At 43.5% G+C, this 17,168-nt stretch carries 17 protein-coding genes; 8 read left to right on the forward strand and 9 right to left on the reverse strand.

The window, feature by feature from the left end; genetic code table 11:
• The first annotated feature begins 7 nt into the window (after positions 1 to 7).
• From OCU48_RS02300 to luxS, 3 genes are all read left to right on the forward strand, one after another.
• Entirely contained in the window at positions 8 to 2,896 is a 2,889-nt protein-coding gene (locus OCU48_RS02300) for a M16 family metallopeptidase (RefSeq protein ID WP_141347222.1), read from the forward strand.
• Positions 2,897 to 2,994: 98 nt separating this feature from the next.
• Positions 2,995 to 4,566, forward strand: a complete 1,572-nt coding sequence (gshA, locus tag OCU48_RS02305; protein WP_167496240.1) for a glutamate--cysteine ligase — start codon at positions 2,995 to 2,997, stop codon at positions 4,564 to 4,566.
• Positions 4,567 to 4,582: 16 nt separating this feature from the next.
• A complete protein-coding gene (luxS, locus tag OCU48_RS02310) occupies positions 4,583 to 5,098 on the forward strand; it encodes an S-ribosylhomocysteine lyase (RefSeq protein ID WP_141347220.1) in 516 nt (171 codons plus the stop codon).
• A 70-nt stretch (positions 5,099 to 5,168) separates the two neighbouring features.
• Here luxS and OCU48_RS02315 read toward each other — a convergent pair whose 3' ends face one another.
• Together OCU48_RS02315 and OCU48_RS02320 are read right to left on the reverse strand one after the other, a co-directional pair.
• A complete protein-coding gene (locus OCU48_RS02315) occupies positions 5,169 to 6,431 on the reverse strand; it encodes an HlyC/CorC family transporter (protein ID WP_141347219.1) in 1,263 nt (420 codons plus the stop codon).
• A 75-nt stretch (positions 6,432 to 6,506) separates the two neighbouring features.
• The gene (locus tag OCU48_RS02320; RefSeq protein ID WP_141347218.1) at positions 6,507 to 7,301 is read right to left on the reverse strand and encodes a cytochrome C assembly family protein; all 795 of its coding nucleotides are present in this window, start codon (positions 7,299 to 7,301) and stop codon (positions 6,507 to 6,509) included.
• Positions 7,302 to 7,451: 150 nt separating this feature from the next.
• Here OCU48_RS02320 and ffh point away from each other — a divergent pair, with 150 nt between their 5' ends.
• The 5 genes from ffh to rplS all read left to right on the forward strand — a co-directional run bounded on the left by ffh (position 7,452) and on the right by rplS (position 11,075).
• Positions 7,452 to 8,843, forward strand: coding sequence for a signal recognition particle protein (gene ffh, locus OCU48_RS02325; RefSeq protein WP_141347217.1), 1,392 nt, complete (start codon positions 7,452 to 7,454; stop codon positions 8,841 to 8,843).
• 242 nt (positions 8,844 to 9,085) lie between these two features.
• Positions 9,086 to 9,334: a 30S ribosomal protein S16 gene (gene rpsP / locus OCU48_RS02330; protein ID WP_017027436.1), complete on the forward strand. Its 249-nt coding sequence runs from the start codon at positions 9,086 to 9,088 to the stop codon at positions 9,332 to 9,334.
• A gap of 35 nt (positions 9,335 to 9,369) precedes the next feature.
• Entirely contained in the window at positions 9,370 to 9,900 is a 531-nt protein-coding gene (gene rimM / locus OCU48_RS02335) for a ribosome maturation factor RimM (protein ID WP_141347216.1), read from the forward strand.
• Positions 9,901 to 9,921: 21 nt separating this feature from the next.
• Positions 9,922 to 10,680 (forward strand): tRNA (guanosine(37)-N1)-methyltransferase TrmD, encoded by a 759-nt coding sequence (gene trmD / locus OCU48_RS02340; protein ID WP_017027438.1) that lies wholly within the window; start codon positions 9,922 to 9,924, stop codon positions 10,678 to 10,680.
• A gap of 41 nt (positions 10,681 to 10,721) precedes the next feature.
• On the forward strand, positions 10,722 to 11,075 hold the full coding sequence (rplS, locus tag OCU48_RS02345; RefSeq protein ID WP_021712249.1) for a 50S ribosomal protein L19: 354 nt from the start codon (positions 10,722 to 10,724) through the stop codon (positions 11,073 to 11,075).
• A gap of 163 nt (positions 11,076 to 11,238) precedes the next feature.
• Here rplS and yacG read toward each other — a convergent pair whose 3' ends face one another.
• The 7 genes from yacG to OCU48_RS02380 all read right to left on the reverse strand — a co-directional run bounded on the left by yacG (position 11,239) and on the right by OCU48_RS02380 (position 16,949).
• A complete protein-coding gene (gene yacG, locus OCU48_RS02350) occupies positions 11,239 to 11,433 on the reverse strand; it encodes a DNA gyrase inhibitor YacG (RefSeq protein WP_141347215.1) in 195 nt (64 codons plus the stop codon).
• Between the two features lie 25 nt (positions 11,434 to 11,458).
• A complete protein-coding gene (gene zapD, locus OCU48_RS02355) occupies positions 11,459 to 12,199 on the reverse strand; it encodes a cell division protein ZapD (protein WP_141347214.1) in 741 nt (246 codons plus the stop codon).
• A 43-nt stretch (positions 12,200 to 12,242) separates the two neighbouring features.
• The gene (gene coaE, locus OCU48_RS02360) at positions 12,243 to 12,842 is read right to left on the reverse strand and encodes a dephospho-CoA kinase (protein WP_141347213.1); all 600 of its coding nucleotides are present in this window, start codon (positions 12,840 to 12,842) and stop codon (positions 12,243 to 12,245) included.
• Complete coding sequence (locus OCU48_RS02365; protein ID WP_141347212.1) at positions 12,842 to 13,720, reverse strand: prepilin peptidase; 879 nt, start codon at positions 13,718 to 13,720, stop codon at positions 12,842 to 12,844. The genes coaE and OCU48_RS02365 overlap by 1 nt, the downstream gene beginning before the upstream one ends.
• 79 nt (positions 13,721 to 13,799) lie before the next feature.
• Entirely contained in the window at positions 13,800 to 15,008 is a 1,209-nt protein-coding gene (locus OCU48_RS02370; RefSeq protein WP_141347211.1) for a type II secretion system F family protein, read from the reverse strand.
• On the reverse strand, positions 15,001 to 16,548 hold the full coding sequence (locus OCU48_RS02375) for a GspE/PulE family protein (RefSeq protein ID WP_141347210.1): 1,548 nt from the start codon (positions 16,546 to 16,548) through the stop codon (positions 15,001 to 15,003). The genes OCU48_RS02370 and OCU48_RS02375 overlap by 8 nt, the downstream gene beginning before the upstream one ends.
• On the reverse strand, positions 16,545 to 16,949 hold the full coding sequence (locus tag OCU48_RS02380) for a pilin (protein ID WP_141347209.1): 405 nt from the start codon (positions 16,947 to 16,949) through the stop codon (positions 16,545 to 16,547). The genes OCU48_RS02375 and OCU48_RS02380 overlap by 4 nt, the downstream gene beginning before the upstream one ends.
• Positions 16,950 to 17,168 lie beyond the last annotated feature (219 nt).

The following is a 17,168-nucleotide window of genomic DNA, read 5'->3' on the forward strand; positions in this document are numbered from 1 at the left end:
AATAACAATGATCTTATCTCGTCTTAACCTGTCATTGTCCAAGTGCAAACTTGTGGGCACGCTGACCGCTGTGACTCTATTAGCAGCTTGCTCTACTCAAGAGAGCACAGTCGAACCGAAATCAAATGACTCTGCTATTCAGTTAGTTGAAAAAGTCGATGTAACACCGGGCAAGGCGTCGATCGCCTATTCAAAATATAAGCTAGCCAATGGATTAACATTAATCTTAGCGCCTGATAACTCAGATCCTTTGGTTCACGTTGATGTGACTTATCATGTGGGATCTGCAAGGGAGGAGATTGGCAAATCTGGCTTTGCGCATTTCTTTGAGCACATGATGTTTCAAGGCTCAAAGCATGTAGCAGATCAACAACACTTTAAGATCATTACCGAAGCGGGTGGATCTCTTAACGGCACAACTAATCGTGACCGCACTAACTATTTTGAAACTGTGCCATCGAACCAGCTAGAGAAGATGCTTTGGCTTGAGTCAGATCGTATGGGTTTCTTGCTTGAAGCTGTTTCTCAACGCAAGTTTGAAATACAGCGTGATACCGTTAAAAATGAACGCGCTCAAAACTATGATAATCGACCGTATGGCTTGATGTGGGAAAAAATGGGTGAAGCTATGTATCCGGAAGGGCATCCTTACTCATGGCAGACCATTGGTTATGTTGAAGACTTAGATAAAGTCGATGTGAATGATCTTAAAGCCTTCTTCTTGCGTTGGTATGGCCCAAACAATGCGGTATTGACCATAGGTGGTGATTTTGAGACAGAGCAAGTACTTGAATGGGTAGAAAAGTATTTTGGTCCAATTCCCCGTGGTCCAGAAGTAGAGGCTGCACCTAAGCAACCGGCTGTTCTCAATGAAGACCGCTACGTTACCCTTGAAGATCGTATGATCCAACAACCGATGCTTGTCATGGGGTGGCCAACGACTTACCAAGGGGAAGCGCGTAATGCTGATCTTGACGTATTAGCTAAGGTTTTAGGGAGCGGACGAAATAGTATCCTTTACCAAAAACTAGTTAAGACGGAAAAAGCGCTTGATGCAGGGGCATTCCATCAATGTACGGAGTTAGCTTGTAATTTTTATGTTTACGTAATGGCTGACTCTAGTAAGAGAGCCGATCTAACGCCTTTGTATGACGAAGTGTATGACATCATCGATAATTTGCAGCTTTCTGATATCAACCCTGATTCGCTACAAGAAATAGTGGGTAGCGCAGAAGCCGGCTCAATCTTCGCCTTGCAGAGTGTACGTGGCAAGGTGACACAACTGGCGTCTAATGAGACTTTCTATCAACAGCCAGATCGACTTCAGATTGAACTAGAACGCTTACGTAAGGTTACGCCAGATTCTATTTATAAGGTATATCAAGAGTTTATCGACAATAAACACAAGGTGATCTTATCGGTAGTACCTAAAGGTAAATTAGAGCTAGCCGCCAAGACGGCGACCTTTGAAACGCCGCCAAGAACATTACCTGAAAACAAGAAGATCGAAGATAGCGAATTAGAGTACCGCTTCGTGAATGATACGTTTGATCGTTCAGTGATGCCGGAAGTGCAGTCTGCAGTTACGGGTACCATGCCTGAGCTGTATTCATTCCACTTAAACAATGACATTGAAGTACTAGGCAGTGAAACGTCTGAAACGCCGACAGTGGTTATGCAAATAAAGATGCCTGCAGGCAATCGCTACGCACCGGTGGGTAAAGAAGGGCTAGCCAGTCTTACTGCATCTATGGTCTCAGAGGGAGACAAGACCCTAACCAGTGAAGAGCTTACAGCGGAGTTGGATAAATTGGGCAGTAGCGCCTCTTTAAGTGCAGGCCAGTACAATACAACTGTGACTGTTTCTAGCTTGAGTAAAAACTTTACCGCTACAATGGAACTGGTTGAAAATGCTCTGTTCAATCCATTGCTGAAAGAAGAAGACTTCGAGCGCGTTAAGCGTCAAATGTTAGAAGGGATAGTGTACGAGCATCAAACACCAAACTGGTTAGCATCTCAAGCAACAAGACAAGTCCTATACGGCGACACGATTTATGGACGCTCTGCATCTGGCACTATGGCGTCAGTGAAAAGCCTAACCTTGGATGATGTAAAAGCGTTTTATAATAAGTACTACACGCCAAAGGGCACGCAGATTTTGGTGGTCGGTGACTTATCTGAGAGGCAAGTACGTAAAGAGCTTGATAGCTTGCAACAGTGGCAGGGCGAAACACCTCCAATGCTACGTCAGCGTCGTTTACCAGCGATGGGAGAGCAAACGCTATTCTTGGTTGATAAGCCGGGAGCTCCTCAAACGGCAGTGCGCTTAGTTCGCAGAGGGCTACCTTTTGATGCAACAGGAGAGAGTTACCTTACTCAACTGGCTAACTTCAATCTAGGCGGCAACTTTAACAGCCGTATCAATCAAAACTTGCGTGAAGATAAGGGTTATACCTACGGCGCAAGTAGCTATATTTCGGCTAATAGGGAAATCGGGGCTGTCGTTGCTACTGCTCAAGTCAGGGCTGATTCAACCGCTCCAGCCATTAAAGAACTGATCAAAGAAATGGACAGTGCAGCAAAAGAGGGCTTTACTGATAAAGAAATTGAATTCATGCGACTAGCTGTTGGGCAACAAGATGCGTTGAAGTATGAAACGCCAGGACAGAAAGCCTATTTGTTAAGCTCAATACTGACCTACAACTTGGATCATGACTACTTAGCTGTGCGCAATAATATTGTTGCTGACGTATCAAAAGAAACGCTCAATGAAATGGCAAATAAATGGTTTGATCCTGCTGACTATCAGATTATCGTTGTCGGGGATGCAAAACAGCTAATGCCTCAACTTAAGACGTTAAATTTCCCTATTCAAACACTTGAAATTGCGCCTTAGTCGACCCATCTATGGGGTAGTTGTATGCCCTGTGCTTGTTCTCAAGTACAGGGCAGTCTATTGAGAGAGTACTCTCTAAAAATATAAGTGGCCTTGTTTTGACTATTTTTTCTAACCGCCTAGCACAGGTGGCTGCTAATAAGCAGGTATTTACGCAGTATGGACGCGGCGTGGAGCGAGAAACACTTCGCTACAAACCCGATGGCCACATAGCAACAACTTTTCATCCAGAGAGCTTGGGTTCTCCTTTGACCCATGAGTGGATTACTACCGATTTCTCAGAATCGTTAATGGAGTTTATTACTCCTGTTTCAAATGATATCCCTACATTGCTGTCTCAATTGCAGGACATTCATCACTATGCTCATAGCAAGTTAGATCAAGAGCAGTTATGGCCATTGTCTATGCCATGTGCTGTTGCTGATGAAGACGACATTGCACTTGCACAGTATGGTTCTTCAAATTCAGGCCAAATGAAAACTCTTTACCGCCAGGGGTTGAAGCATCGCTATGGAAGCTTGATGCAGATTATCTCTGGGGTTCACTTTAACTTTTCGTTTCCTGAGAGTTTTTGGGACAGTTTATATGGTGAACAAAACGAACAGCAGCGCCAGGACGCTAAGTCTGATGCTTACTTTGGGTTGATTCGCAATTATTATCGTTTTGGATGGTTAATCCCATATTTCTTTGGTGCCTCTCCTGCGATCTGTGAAACTTTTATTCAAGGTCGTGAAACAGACCTACCCTTTGAAAGGCTAAATGGTACTGGTACCTTGTATCTACCATATGCTACCTCTTTGCGTATGAGTGATTTGGGTTATACCAATAGCGAGCAAAGCGAGCTAAAGATAAGCTTTAATAGCGTAGATCAGTATCTAGAAGGCTTGAATCGAGCAATTCGTAAACCTTCAGAAAAATTCTCTAATATTGGCGTCAAAGAAGATGGTCAGTTTAAACAGCTAAACAGTAATGTATTACAGATAGAGAATGAACTTTACGCTCCTATAAGACCTAAACGAGTAGCTAAAAGTGGTGAAAAGCCTTCAGAAGCTCTTGAGCGTGGCGGCGTTGAATATATTGAGGTTCGTGCTTTAGACGTTAACCCGTTTAATGCTGTGGGCATTAGCGAACGTCAGATTCGCTTCCTTGATATCTTTCTTACTTGGTGCGCGCTGACAGAGTCTGATCCTATGGATGACTGTGAGCTAAATTGCTGGAAACATAATTGGAATTCAGTGATTACTGAAGGTCGACGTAAGGGTGTTTACCTGACGATTGGCTGTGATGGTGAAAAGCTGACCTTGCAGCAGTGGGTGCACCGCATCTTTGACCAGTTTGAGCAAATCGCTAAGGTAATGGATGAAGCCAATGATAGTACGGGCTATCAAGATGTATGCAATGAGTTGCGCGATTGGATTGATGAGCCCGAGTTAACCCTATCTGGGAAAATGCTTGCTGCAGTGAAAGAGAAAGGCGGAAATGGCCAGTTCGGTATGCAGTTAGGTGATCGCTATCAGCAGCAGTATCGTCAACACAATTACAGCGTTTATTCTCAGAAAATGATGGACCAAGAAGTCGCGGACTCTTTGAATAAACAACAACAAATTGAAGCTGCCGACTCGGTAGATTTTGAACAATACTTAAAAGAATACTTCGCGTATTTGAAATAACCTTGGAGAGCCGATTATGCCCCTATTAGACAGTTTTACAGTTGACCACACCAAAATGAACGCACCAGCAGTGCGCGTGGCAAAAACGATGCAAACTCCAAGTGGCGATACGATTACAGTATTCGACCTTCGCTTTACTCAGCCGAACAAAGACATCCTGTCCGAAAGAGGGATTCATACACTTGAGCATCTGTACGCCGGTTTTATGCGTAACCACCTAAATGGTGACTCAGTTGAAATTATCGATATTTCTCCAATGGGATGCCGTACTGGTTTTTACATGAGCCTGATTGGTACACCGTCTGAGTCTGATGTAGCCACTGCATGGGTTTCATCAATGGAAGATGTACTTAAGGTAGAGGGACAAAATAAAATCCCTGAGCTGAATGAATACCAATGTGGTACTGCAGAAATGCACTCTCTAGAAGAAGCGAAAGCTATCGCTAGCGCTATTCTGGAAGCAGGAGTGTCAGTGAATAAAAATGATGAGCTTGCTCTTCCTGAAGAGATGCTGCAAACACTTAAGGTGTAGCTTTTCTCTCTATTAATAAAAAGGCTCCGATGGGAGCCTTTTTGGTTTCTTATGAAAGTAAAATCACTCACTATTGAATTGGATGAACCTTCACCATCTTGATTTTGTTTTCTGAAAAGTCGATAACTTCCATATTGTGCTTTGCCACCATGAGGCTGATGTGAGTTTCAGGAAGATCTTGCAAATGCTCTAGAATGAGCCCATTTAGCGTTCTAGGTCCATCGGTAGGTAAATCCCACTGCAGACCTTTGTTGATGTCTCTGATGTTTGCACTGCCTTCAATGAGGTAGCTGCCATCAGCTTGTGGTGTAATTTCTTCCGCAAGGCTAGGGGCCATAGACGTGGTAAATTCTCCCACGATCTCTTCTAAGATATCTTCTAGGGTAACTAAACCTATGATGTCACCGTATTCATCTACAACCAGTCCAATACGCTCTTTATTGCGCTGAAACTTTATTAACTGCACATTGAGTGGCGTTGCCTCAGGAATGAAATAAATTTCATCAGCAGACTTTAGCAAGGTTTGTTTATTGAACTCATTTTTCTCAAGCATCAAGCGATACGCTTCACGCAATCGAACCATACCCACCACTTCATCAATCTGGTCACGGTAGAGCACGACTCGACCATGAGGAGAGTGAGTCAATTGGCGGACAATAGATTTCCAGTCATCATTGACATCGATACCCGTGATCTCATTTCGAGGCACCATAATATCGTTCACGGTAACGTTCTCGAGATCCAATATAGAAACCAACATGTCCTGGTGACGACTCGGTATTAAGCTACCAGCTTCGTTCACCACAGTTCTAAGCTCTTCCGAGCTTAGATGGTCAGACTTATTATTGATGTCCTTGATGCCTAACAGTCGCAAGAAGCCATTGGTAATAAAATTGACTAGAATCACCAGTGGTGACAGCAACTTCATTAGTATCTTCAACAGAATACTACTGGTATAGGAGACACGCTCAGGATACATAGACGCAAGAGTTTTAGGCGTCACTTCAGCGAAAACTAGCACCACTAAGGTGAGAGCACCAGTGGCAATCGCAACACCGATATCGCCGTATAAACGCATGCCGAGTATGGTGGCTATGGCTGATGCCAAAATATTAACGAGGTTGTTGCCAATAAGAATTAGGCCGATTAAGCGATCGGGTCGAGTAAGAAGCTTCTCTACGCGACGCGCTCCCTTGTGCCCCTGATTTGAAAGGTGCTTTAATCTATAACGGTTCAGGGACATCATCCCAGTCTCTGAACCTGAAAAATAGCCTGATATAATGATAAGACATGCAAGGAGGGTAAACAGTACCCCGGTTGATATGTCGTCCAAATTAAACGAATCCTTTTATTGAGCTGTTTTCAATTAATGAATGATTTAACGGCAACTGTCAACAAAGTATGCCGATTAGGTCAGTATGATCTCACGTACGAATCGGCTGCCAAAGTAGGCAAGGGTTAGTAAAAAAGCGCCGATAATTGAAAACCAAGTGACCTTTTTACCACGCCACCCCAGCTTATAGTGGCCCCACAATAAAACGTTGAACACTAGCCATGCGATGAAAGACAATAAAGCTTTGTGAGTTTTCCCACTGCTTAAAAAGTCTTCAACAAATAATGGGCCACTCATTAAAGTAAGAGTAAGTAAGCCATTTCCGATCAAAATGATATTGAAAAGTTGACGTTCGACCTTCATTAAAGGAGGAAGGTTGGGGTTTAATGCTTGAGAAGTCTTTTGTTTTAGCTTGAAATCAAGCCAAGCCAATTGCATTGCATACAAAGCCGCAATCATTAGCGTTGCATACGAAAACAGAGCCAGCGTAATATGAATAATTAAGCCAGGTGAATGCTCGAAATGAGTAATAAAGGTACCCGGAACAAATTCGGCAGCAACAAGGCTAAGGCAAGAAAATCCATAGGCAATAGGCAGCAAAAACCATAAGCGAGTTTTAAACATAGCCAAGGTCAGTACTAGTGAGATGATAATACTCACCAATGAAGCGACATTGAGAATGCTCATGTTTTGCCCGTAAGGCGCAAAGATACCCTCAACTAACGTTGAAAAGTGCAGGATCAAAGCAACAAACGCTATACCCAAAACAACTTTTTTATTGATCTCCGACTGACGTAATAGCCCTGGAAGAATCAGAAAGGTTGCCGTTAGGTATAAAAGTACGGCTAGGATAACAACCACAAAGTCCATATTCAGTCGACATTAGTATTTGGATTTAAAAGGAAATTATACACCTAATACCACATTACTGGCTATGTACTTATTGCGCATGGTTTTGTAAATAGTGGCTGTGAGGTATACTTCGAGTAATTAATCGCAATTCAACGCGAAGAGAGCACGATGTTTGATAACTTAACAGAACGATTATCCAAGACGCTGAAGAACATCAGCGGTAAAGGTCGTCTGACCGAAGACAATATAAAAGAGACGCTGCGCGAAGTACGCATGGCGCTGTTAGAGGCGGATGTCGCCCTTCCTGTAGTACGCGACTTCATCAAGCGTGTTAAAGAAGGCGCGGTAGGTGTAGAGGTGTCTAAATCTCTTACTCCAGGCCAAGAATTCATTAAGATTGTTCAGTCTGAATTAGAAGCTGTAATGGGCGAGTCCAACGAAGGTCTCAACCTAGCTGCTCAGCCACCGGCTGTAGTATTAATGGCTGGCTTACAAGGTGCGGGTAAAACCACCAGTGTCGCTAAGCTTTCTAAACTTCTTTCTGAGCGTGATAAGAAAAAAGTACTGGTGGTTTCTGCCGACGTATATCGTCCTGCAGCGATCAAACAGCTAGAAACATTAGCCTCTGAAGTAGGCGTAGACTTCTTTCCATCAAGCGCAGACCAAAAGCCTCTAGATATCGCTAATGCTGCTATCGACCATGCGAAGAAGAAATTCTACGACGTACTTTTAGTCGATACAGCTGGTCGTCTAGCCATCGATGAAGAGATGATGGGTGAGATAAAGCAGCTTCATACTGCGATTAACCCGGTTGAGACCTTATTTGTGGTTGATGCCATGACGGGTCAGGATGCGGCAAATACAGCAAAAGCATTTGGCGATGCACTACCCCTAACCGGTGTGATTCTAACTAAGGTTGATGGTGATGCACGTGGTGGTGCGGCCCTATCGGTTAAACACATCACAGGCAAGCCAATTAAGTTCTTGGGTGTAGGTGAAAAAACGGACGCACTAGAACCTTTCCATCCAGATCGAGTCGCTTCTCGTATCCTGGGTATGGGTGATGTTCTTTCTCTTATCGAAGATCTACAGCGTAATGTAGATACCGATAAAGCAGAGAAGATGGCTAAGAAGTTCAAGGAGAAGAAAGGCTTTGACCTTGAAGACTTCCGTGAACAACTAGGCCAGATGGAAAACATGGGCGGCATGGCTGGAATGATGGGCAAACTGCCAGGCATGGGTAATCTACCTGACAATATGAAAGATAAGGTAGACGACAAGATGTTTAAGCAGATGGAAGCAATCATCAGCTCTATGACCATGAAAGAGCGCTTGCGTCCAGAGCTAATCAAAGGCTCACGCAAAAAGCGTATCGCTGCAGGTTCAGGTACTCAGGTGCAAGACGTAAACCGTCTACTCAAGCAATTCACCCAGATGCAAAAGATGATGAAGAAAATGCAGAAAGGCGGAATGCGCGGCATGATGCGCAACATGCAAGGCATGATGGGCGGCATGGGTGGCGGTGGTATGGGCGGAATGGGTGGTCCTTTCGGTCGATAACTCTATCAGCTTGTAGCTATCAGTTATCAGCTAAGATTTTAAGGCTCTATTTAGGTAGAGCCTTTTTATTTTCAAGCTGTTAACTAGCTCACATTCAATTAGTTGGCTAAAAAGTAGCTAAAGCCCTTGCAAAGACTGGGAATAAGAGTAAAATTCCCGAGCTTTATTTTGGCACGAGACCCCATGCAACTCTGAGAGTAGTTTGGGGTTAATTATTTTATTGAGAAAGCAAAGAGGACGACATGGTTACCATTCGTTTGGCACGTCACGGCGCTAAGAAGCGTCCATTTTATCAAATCGTAGTAGCAGACAGCCGTCGCGCAGCTACAGGTCGTTTCATCGAGAAAGTAGGTTTCTTTAACCCTACAGCTCAAGGTCAAGAAGAAGGTCTACGTCTAGACCTAGACCGTGTGAACCATTGGGTTTCACAAGGTGCTACAGTTTCTGACCGTGTAGCTAAGCTAGTTAAAGACGCTCAAAAAGCGGCTTAATCAGCAATTTATCTCGATGTTAAGGAAAAGAATGAATGAGTGAACATAACGAAAATATTGTTGTAGGAAAGCTCGGCGCTACTTATGGCATTCGTGGTTGGCTTAAAGTTCATTCCTTTACAGACGATGCTGAAAACATTTTCGGTTATAGCCCTTGGTTCTTGAACCAAAAGGGGACATGGGTTGAGTGCAAGGTAGAAAGCTGGAAGCGTCATAACAAAGGTTATGTGTGTAAGCTGGAAGGTCTTGATGTACGTGAAGATGCACATCTATTGACTAACCTTGAAATCTCAGTAACCCCATCTTCATTACCTGAACTGTCAGAAGAAGAATTCTACTGGCGTGAATTGTTTGGAATGAAAGTTGTAACCACTAAAGGTTATGACCTAGGCGAAGTCTCAGACATGCTTGAGACGGGTTCAAACGATGTTTTGGTGGTGAAAGCTAATCTGAAGGATGCTTTTGGCCAAAAGGAACGATTAATTCCGTTCCTTGAAGAGCAAGTGATCATCAAAGTTGATCGCGAAGCTCAACGGATCGAAGTTGACTGGGATCCTGCCTTTTAAATCAAAATTAGAGAGTGAACTATGTGGGTTGGCGTAATAAGCCTGTTTCCAGAAATGTTCCGCTCTGTCACTGATTTTGGTGTAACAGGTCAAGCGGTAAAGAAAGGTCTTTTGTCGGTAGAAGCGTGGAACCCCCGCGATTTTACACAAGACAAACATCGAACTGTCGATGATAGACCCTACGGGGGCGGCCCTGGTATGTTGATGATGGTACAGCCTTTGCGCGATGCTATTAATACTGCCAAACAAGCAGCTCCTGGAAAGACGAAGGTTATCTATCTTAGCCCTCAAGGTCGTAAGCTCGACCAACAAGGCGTAGAAGAGCTGGCAACAAACGAGAACTTGCTTCTTATTTGTGGTCGCTATGAAGGGGTAGATGAGCGCATCATACAATCCGAGGTTGACGAAGAATGGTCAATTGGAGATTTTGTGATGACAGGTGGCGAATTGCCAGCCATGACTTTAATTGACTCAGTATCAAGGTTTATACCTGGTGTGCTAGGCGATTTTGCGTCAGCAGAGGAAGATTCCTTTGCAAATGGATTACTGGATTGTCCCCACTATACGCGTCCTGAAGTGTTGGATGGAAAAGAGGTACCTGCGGTACTGAAATCTGGAAATCACAAGGACATTCGTCGCTGGCGATTGAAACAATCGTTAGGCCGTACTTGGCTAAGAAGGCCAGAGATGCTGGAAAACCTAGCTCTGACTGACGAACAGGAACACTTACTTGCCGAGTTCGTGATGGAGCGAAAGCGCACGAATAAAGACAGCAAGTAACCTATTAAATTTAGATTCAGTTTATTCTAGGGTATAGAAACATGAGTAATATCATCAACGCTCTTGAGCAAGAGCAAATGAAACAAGACCTACCTACATTCGCACCTGGCGACACTGTAGTAGTTCAAGTTAAAGTTAAAGAAGGCGACCGTGAGCGTCTACAGGCATTCGAAGGCGTTGTAATCGCTATTCGTAACCGTGGTCTACACTCTGCATTCACAGTTCGTAAAATCTCGAACGGTGAAGGTGTTGAGCGTACGTTCCAAACTCACTCTCCAATGGTTGATAGCATTGAAGTTAAACGCCGTGGTGCAGTACGTCGTGCCAAGTTGTACTACCTACGTGAGCGTTCTGGTAAGTCAGCTCGTATTAAAGAGAAGCTTGCTAAGAAGTAATGCAAAACCTGCATTTCTCATAAGAAAAAAGGAGACCTTAGGGTCTCCTTTTTTTTGTTTTCGGTTTATAACTGGTCATATCATGCTGATAGCTGATAGCTGATAGCTGATAGCTGATAGCTGATAGCTGATAGCTGACAGCTAATCACTCTAAGCTTTTGGCTTAGTATTGATCTTCTGACCATCCATCACTATCGGACATATCAGGTGCGCCTGCGATGGAGTTCTCTTCATCTGCCCAGTCGCCGAAGTCGATCATTTGGCACTTCTTACTGCAGAAAGGGCGGTGTGGGCTTTGGTCTCCCCACTCAACATTATTGCCACAGGTTGGGCAGGGTACGATAGTAATTTTACTCATAGTGCTACTTCTCTTACTGTATTCATTAGCTACAAATAGCCAGTTCAAATTCGATATCTTGGGTGCTGGCTTGACCGGTATCAAAATGGATAAACTTGATGGCAAAGCGATTTTTGTGCCCTGAAACCATCGGATATACCCCATATTCATGGGAAAAGTGCAGCCTGAGTATATTGGCTTCATCCGCATCACTTTGGAAGAACCCATTACGTGCAATCTGAGGCTTAAATTGTGCTGAGCTACGAGTGAGATTTAACCACTGCTGTAAGGCATGATTTAGTGGAGCTAGTGATGTTAGCCACTGCTGAGCATCCGCCATTCGTTTCTCTAAAGGCTGGTGAAGCCAGTAGTGCAATGCCGGTAGATCGAAACAACAAGCGCCGCCAGGCAGATTAAAGCGTTGCCTAATGGAAGATAAAAAGCTGTCTTCTTTGAGCTTTGTGCCAAATCGTTGAGCACCTAATACTTCTTTATGTACTAGAGCAATTTCACTTAGCAGTCCCTGTAAGCGTTTCTGGTCTACACCCGGTACGTTTAACCAATTGCTGTAGGTCAGTTTGAGCTTATCGAGATCTTTGAGCAGCTCAGGCTTAAGCTGAATTTGTTCAAATATATCTAATAGATCGAACAAAGAACGAAAAAGAACTTGATAGTGTTGCGGGTCTGAAAAAGTCGCGCAGTGCTGCGCTTGACGAAGAAGGCTTTCAATACGCAAATAAGTTCTGGTTTTCTCATTCAGAGGATGTTCATACCTTTGGATTGTCATACATTGCATCCTGCTTTAGACATATTGGTTATTCTCCCAGAAATCAGTGACACAAGGCTAGGTATTTACGGTGCAACTCGGCAATTTTTTCTGCTAAATGCCCATTTTCGATATCGTTGTTGATGATATCGTCGGCTATGGCCAGTCTTTGCTCTCGTGTTGCCTGTGCTTTTAATATCGACTGCACTTGTTGTTTAGATACGCCATCTCTCGCCAACGTTCGTTTTATTTGTGTATCAGGAGAAACATCTACAACTAAAACTCGTTCAGCCATACTCTGTAAGCCATTCTCTACCATCAATGGAATAACCAGTAGACAATATGGAGAAGTAGCCATTTTTAGCTGTTGTTGCATTCGTTGGCGGATCATTGGATGTAACAGGTTATCGATCCATTGTTTGTTGCTTGGATTGGAAAATACCAACTCACGCAAGTGGGTGCGATTTAGAGTGCCGTCTTCGTTTAGAACGGAATCACCAAACTGATTTGCAATCGCGGCTAACCCTTCACTGCCTGGCTCGACAACCTCTCTAGCTACTATGTCAGCATCAACGATATCGATATGGTAATTGTCATGGAAATGATTGGCTACGGTAGTTTTTCCGCTTCCGATACCTCCCGTCAAACCGATTATCTTGGACATTAGTACGCTCCGATGTAGCGACTGAGATACCAAGTCACAATATCATTGCCTACTATCAAGTAGGTCCAGCCTGCTATCGCTAGATAAGGGCCAAAAGGGAAGGCTTTTTCAACGCCTTGCTGCTTGAGTTTAAGCTGGATAATGCCAAATATCAGACCCACTAATGAAGAAAGCAAGATGATTAGAGGTAAAGATTGCCACCCTAACCAAGCCCCTAGCGCTGCTAATAGCTTGAAGTCACCATATCCCATGCCTTCTTTTCCAGTGAGCAGCTTGAATAACCAGTAAACGCTCCATAAAGAAAGGTAACCAGCCATTGCCCCGATGACTGCATCTTGCAATGGCAGCGGGCTGATTCCAAATACAGATAAAGCTAAACCCGCCCACATTAGAGGTAAGGTCAAGCTATCTGGCAATAGCATAGTGTCCAAATCGATGAAGGTGGCACAAAGCAACACCCAAGTAAAACCAAGCAATGCGACAGCGTATAAACTTGGTTCAAATAAAAGTGCGATAGTAAGACTAAGAGCACCGGAAAGAAGCTCTATAAGTGGATATCTAGGACTGATCTTATTGCCACAGGCTCGACAGCATCCTTTGAGGCTTAACCAGCCAATAACAGGGATGTTGTGTATAGCTTTAATTGGAGCTTCACATTTTGGGCAACGTGAGCGGGGTAGACTGAGATTAAATATTCCTTCAGGCACCTTAAGCTTTAACTCAGGGTAGGCTTCAGCAAATTCTTTCTGCCACTCTCTTTCCATGATGATCGGAAGTCGATGGATCACTACGTTGAGAAAGCTACCGATTATTAAACCCAAAATGGTGGCGAGTATCGGAAATAGCAAAGGGTAGTGCGTAAAATAAAAATCGAGCATCTTGAGCCCATATTAAGAAAGTCTGTAGATATGTTATCGCAACTTGAATCGCTTGTTTATACCTAACTCAGAGATAAGCTTACCCAACTGCGCTCATGAGGCTAAAAATAGGTAAATACATACTGATTACTAAGCCTCCGACAAGAGTACCAAGAAAAACAATAATGAAGGGCTCTATTAATTGCCCCAACTTGTCAGTCGTTTCTTTGAGTTGCTGTTCAAAAAGTGTAGCTAATCTACCTGTAATAACTGCTAGTGTTCCGCTCAACTCACCAATCTTGACCATTTTTAACATGATTGATGGAAGAAATGAGAGTCCTTCTAGGGAGTGATAAAGGCTTTTCCCTTCCTTGATACTAATATTGGCATTGCTAAGCGCTTCTCGTATAAAGGCATTGCGCACTGCAAGAGAGGCATTATTTAGGCAAGTGACGAGGGGAAGGCCGGCTTGTATTCCATTACACAACAGCAAATTAAAGCGAGCTAACTCACTCACAAGAATACAACGACCTAATATCGGGATGCTTAAACTGTATTTGGCTATGTGATAGCGAAAAGGTTTATTTTTTCGATAACACAGGTAAACCAGGCTAGTGAATATGATTAGATAAAAAAGTAGCCCCCACACGTAATTCTGAAACCAACTTGAGAGCTCTACGATGAGTTTGGTTAGTTTTGGCAATTCAGCCCCAAAACTGTGGAATAAGCTCGAAAACTGCGGAATGACAAAGGTCATCATTATCGCAAATACAACACACGCCATAATGATGACCGAAGTCGGGTAGATGAGTGCGGATGTTACTTGTTTGATTAATTGTTGATTTTTTTCTCGATGCTGAGTGCAAAAGCCTAATGCAGTGGAAAGGTCACCATTTTCCTCGCCAATTCGCACAAACTGAAGGTAAATAGGATCTAAGAAGGTAAACTCCTGCATTGCTATCGAAAGCTTTTGGCCTTGCTGTATCTGATAATGAAGCTCTTCCAATAGTGCTCGTACACCTTGTCGCTCACTTGAGTGCTGCAGTTCATACAAAGCTAGACCTATGGGAAGTCCAGCCTCAAGTATTAATGCTAACTGATAGGTAAAGGTGGTGGTGTCACTGTAATTCACCTCATGCTGGTAAGCTGCGATAAAGGGAACGGGTTTAGCGATGAATTTACGAAGCTCAATCCCTTTGCGATCAAGAATCCTCTTAAGCTGGATAGCTGAGTACGCTAACAGATGACCTGTAATCCGAGGTTTAGAGCGGTTAGTGCCTAGCCAGATGAAGAGCTGTAAGCTACTCATGCCCTAGTACTCGTTCAACCTCTTGTTTGGTTGTGACTTTTTTTAAGCAGAGTTCTTTAGCCACTTCAAGTAAGTTTTGCTCTCCAATGAGGTAATTATCTGAAAGTTGTTCGCTATTTTGTAGTTGAGCCATATTAGACAACAGCTGGCGAGTTATGGGTAGCAGCTCAAATACTCCCATTCTTCCTTTGTAACCTTCATTGCAGTGATAGCAAATATGTTTAGAGTCTTTTTGAGCGCAATGGGGGCATGACTTGCGCAGTAAACGCTGGGCTACAACCAGCTGAAGACTGTCGATAATGTCTACCTGATTAATACCGAGTTGATAGAGTCTATCTAAGGTACTAAATGCCGAATTGGTATGTAGCGTAGAGAGCACAAGGTGACCTGTTTGAGCTGCGTGAATGGCAATCTCTGCTGTTTCTGAATCACGTATTTCACCTAGCATGATCACATCAGGATCCTGGCGCAGCAAAGAACGAAGGCATCTAGCAAAGTTCAGACCAATATGGACATTTGTTTGGACTTGATTGAATCCTTGAAAATGAATCTCTACAGGATCTTCTACTGTACAGATATTGATTCTGGTATTGGCGATGGTACTGAGGCAAGAGTAGAGTGTGATGGTCTTGCCACTGCCAGTTGGTCCTGTTACTAAAATTAGCCCCTGAGGCTGTTTGAGTGCTTTTTTTAATGCATGACATTGCTCTTGCTTAAGCCCTAATTCATCTAGCTTAGGCAGGCTTTCGCTTTCTTTTGCAATTCTCATCACTAGCTTTTCGCCCCAAAGGGTTGGAAGCGTAGAGACGCGAACTTCAATATCTTCTTTCTCTGAAAGGGCATAACTCATACGCCCATCTTGCGGTAAACGCTGCTCGGTGATATCAAGCTCAGCATAGATTTTTATTTGACTGACTAGAGCCATCATTTTATTTAAAGAGAACTGCATTATGGTTACCAGCAACCCATCGCACCGTACACGCACCCGCGCCTGATCTTTATCTGGCTCTATATGAATGTCGGAGGCATCTCTCTGCTGGCTTTGATGCATTATCTGGGGCAGAAGCTCAATCTCTTCAATGCAGTGATGATTCTGTGAATCTAACTGACGCTTTACTTGAGTGTATAAGTACTGAAATTGCTCAATGTCAGTAAGAATTAGCTGTGTGTTAATGCGGTGATGGAATTGTAATTCGGCTAAGAGCGATTCGAGAAATGGGTCGAAGGAGAGTAGTTGCAACACGCCATTATTCAATGATATTGGGACAATGGGGTGTTGGGCTACAATGTGTTCAAGGTGTAGCTCTTTAATTGTTGTTATCACTGTTGTGAGCTTAACGTTCCGATTGGGGCTCGGATTGAAAATAAGCTGGTGATGGTTCGCTAGCGACTGACCTAATTCAGTTAAAGTGTGTTGGCTTACTTCTGACACTTGATAAAGTGCATCTTCGGTCGACGTTATGGTCCTTTGTGATAATTGCTCCACATCATCCCGATTCAGTATTACAGGGCTGAGTGAAGCAATGACTGGGTGAATCATTGGCAACCCTTTGGCTTATCAATACCCGAAGCACCACTTACGGTACAACTCCAACCCACGGTATCGTCACGAGAAAACGATACAGAAGATCCATTCAATGAACTACCAGTGGCACTAAAGGTGAATTGCAGCTGATTTCCATTAATTCCCACCTCTCCAATACTGCCTCCTGCACTAGATACCGAATTGATATCAGTAAGGGCAGTAGGAAAAGAGCCTTGATCTAAATAATAGAGTTCTGCTTTGGTTAATAATCCGCGTAAGGTCGCTGTTGCAGAAGCCAATTCTGATTTTTTCACATAGTCTTGATACATAGGAATGCCGATAGCGGAAAGCACACCTATGATGGCGACGACAATCATCAGTTCGATTAAGGTGAAGCCTTTTTGTTTTTTGCTCATTAGTTTCTCCTAGGGACGCTGGAGGTTTCTGGTAGCAATAAAATTAGAAGCTATGAGCTGAGGTAAAAGAAAGGGAACAAGTGCCTGCTAGGTGTCTCGCAGTAATTGGATTAATAGATGTCTGTATAAGCGCTAGAAAAGGGAACATCGGTCGAAGTAGAACGAACTTTATCTAATACCACTGACTTACTGTAATTGGTATTACTGCGATAGGTATAA

Origin of the sequence: Vibrio inusitatus (genome assembly GCA_024346935.1) — a bacterium.
Taxonomy (GTDB): domain Bacteria; phylum Pseudomonadota; class Gammaproteobacteria; order Enterobacterales; family Vibrionaceae; genus Vibrio; species Vibrio inusitatus.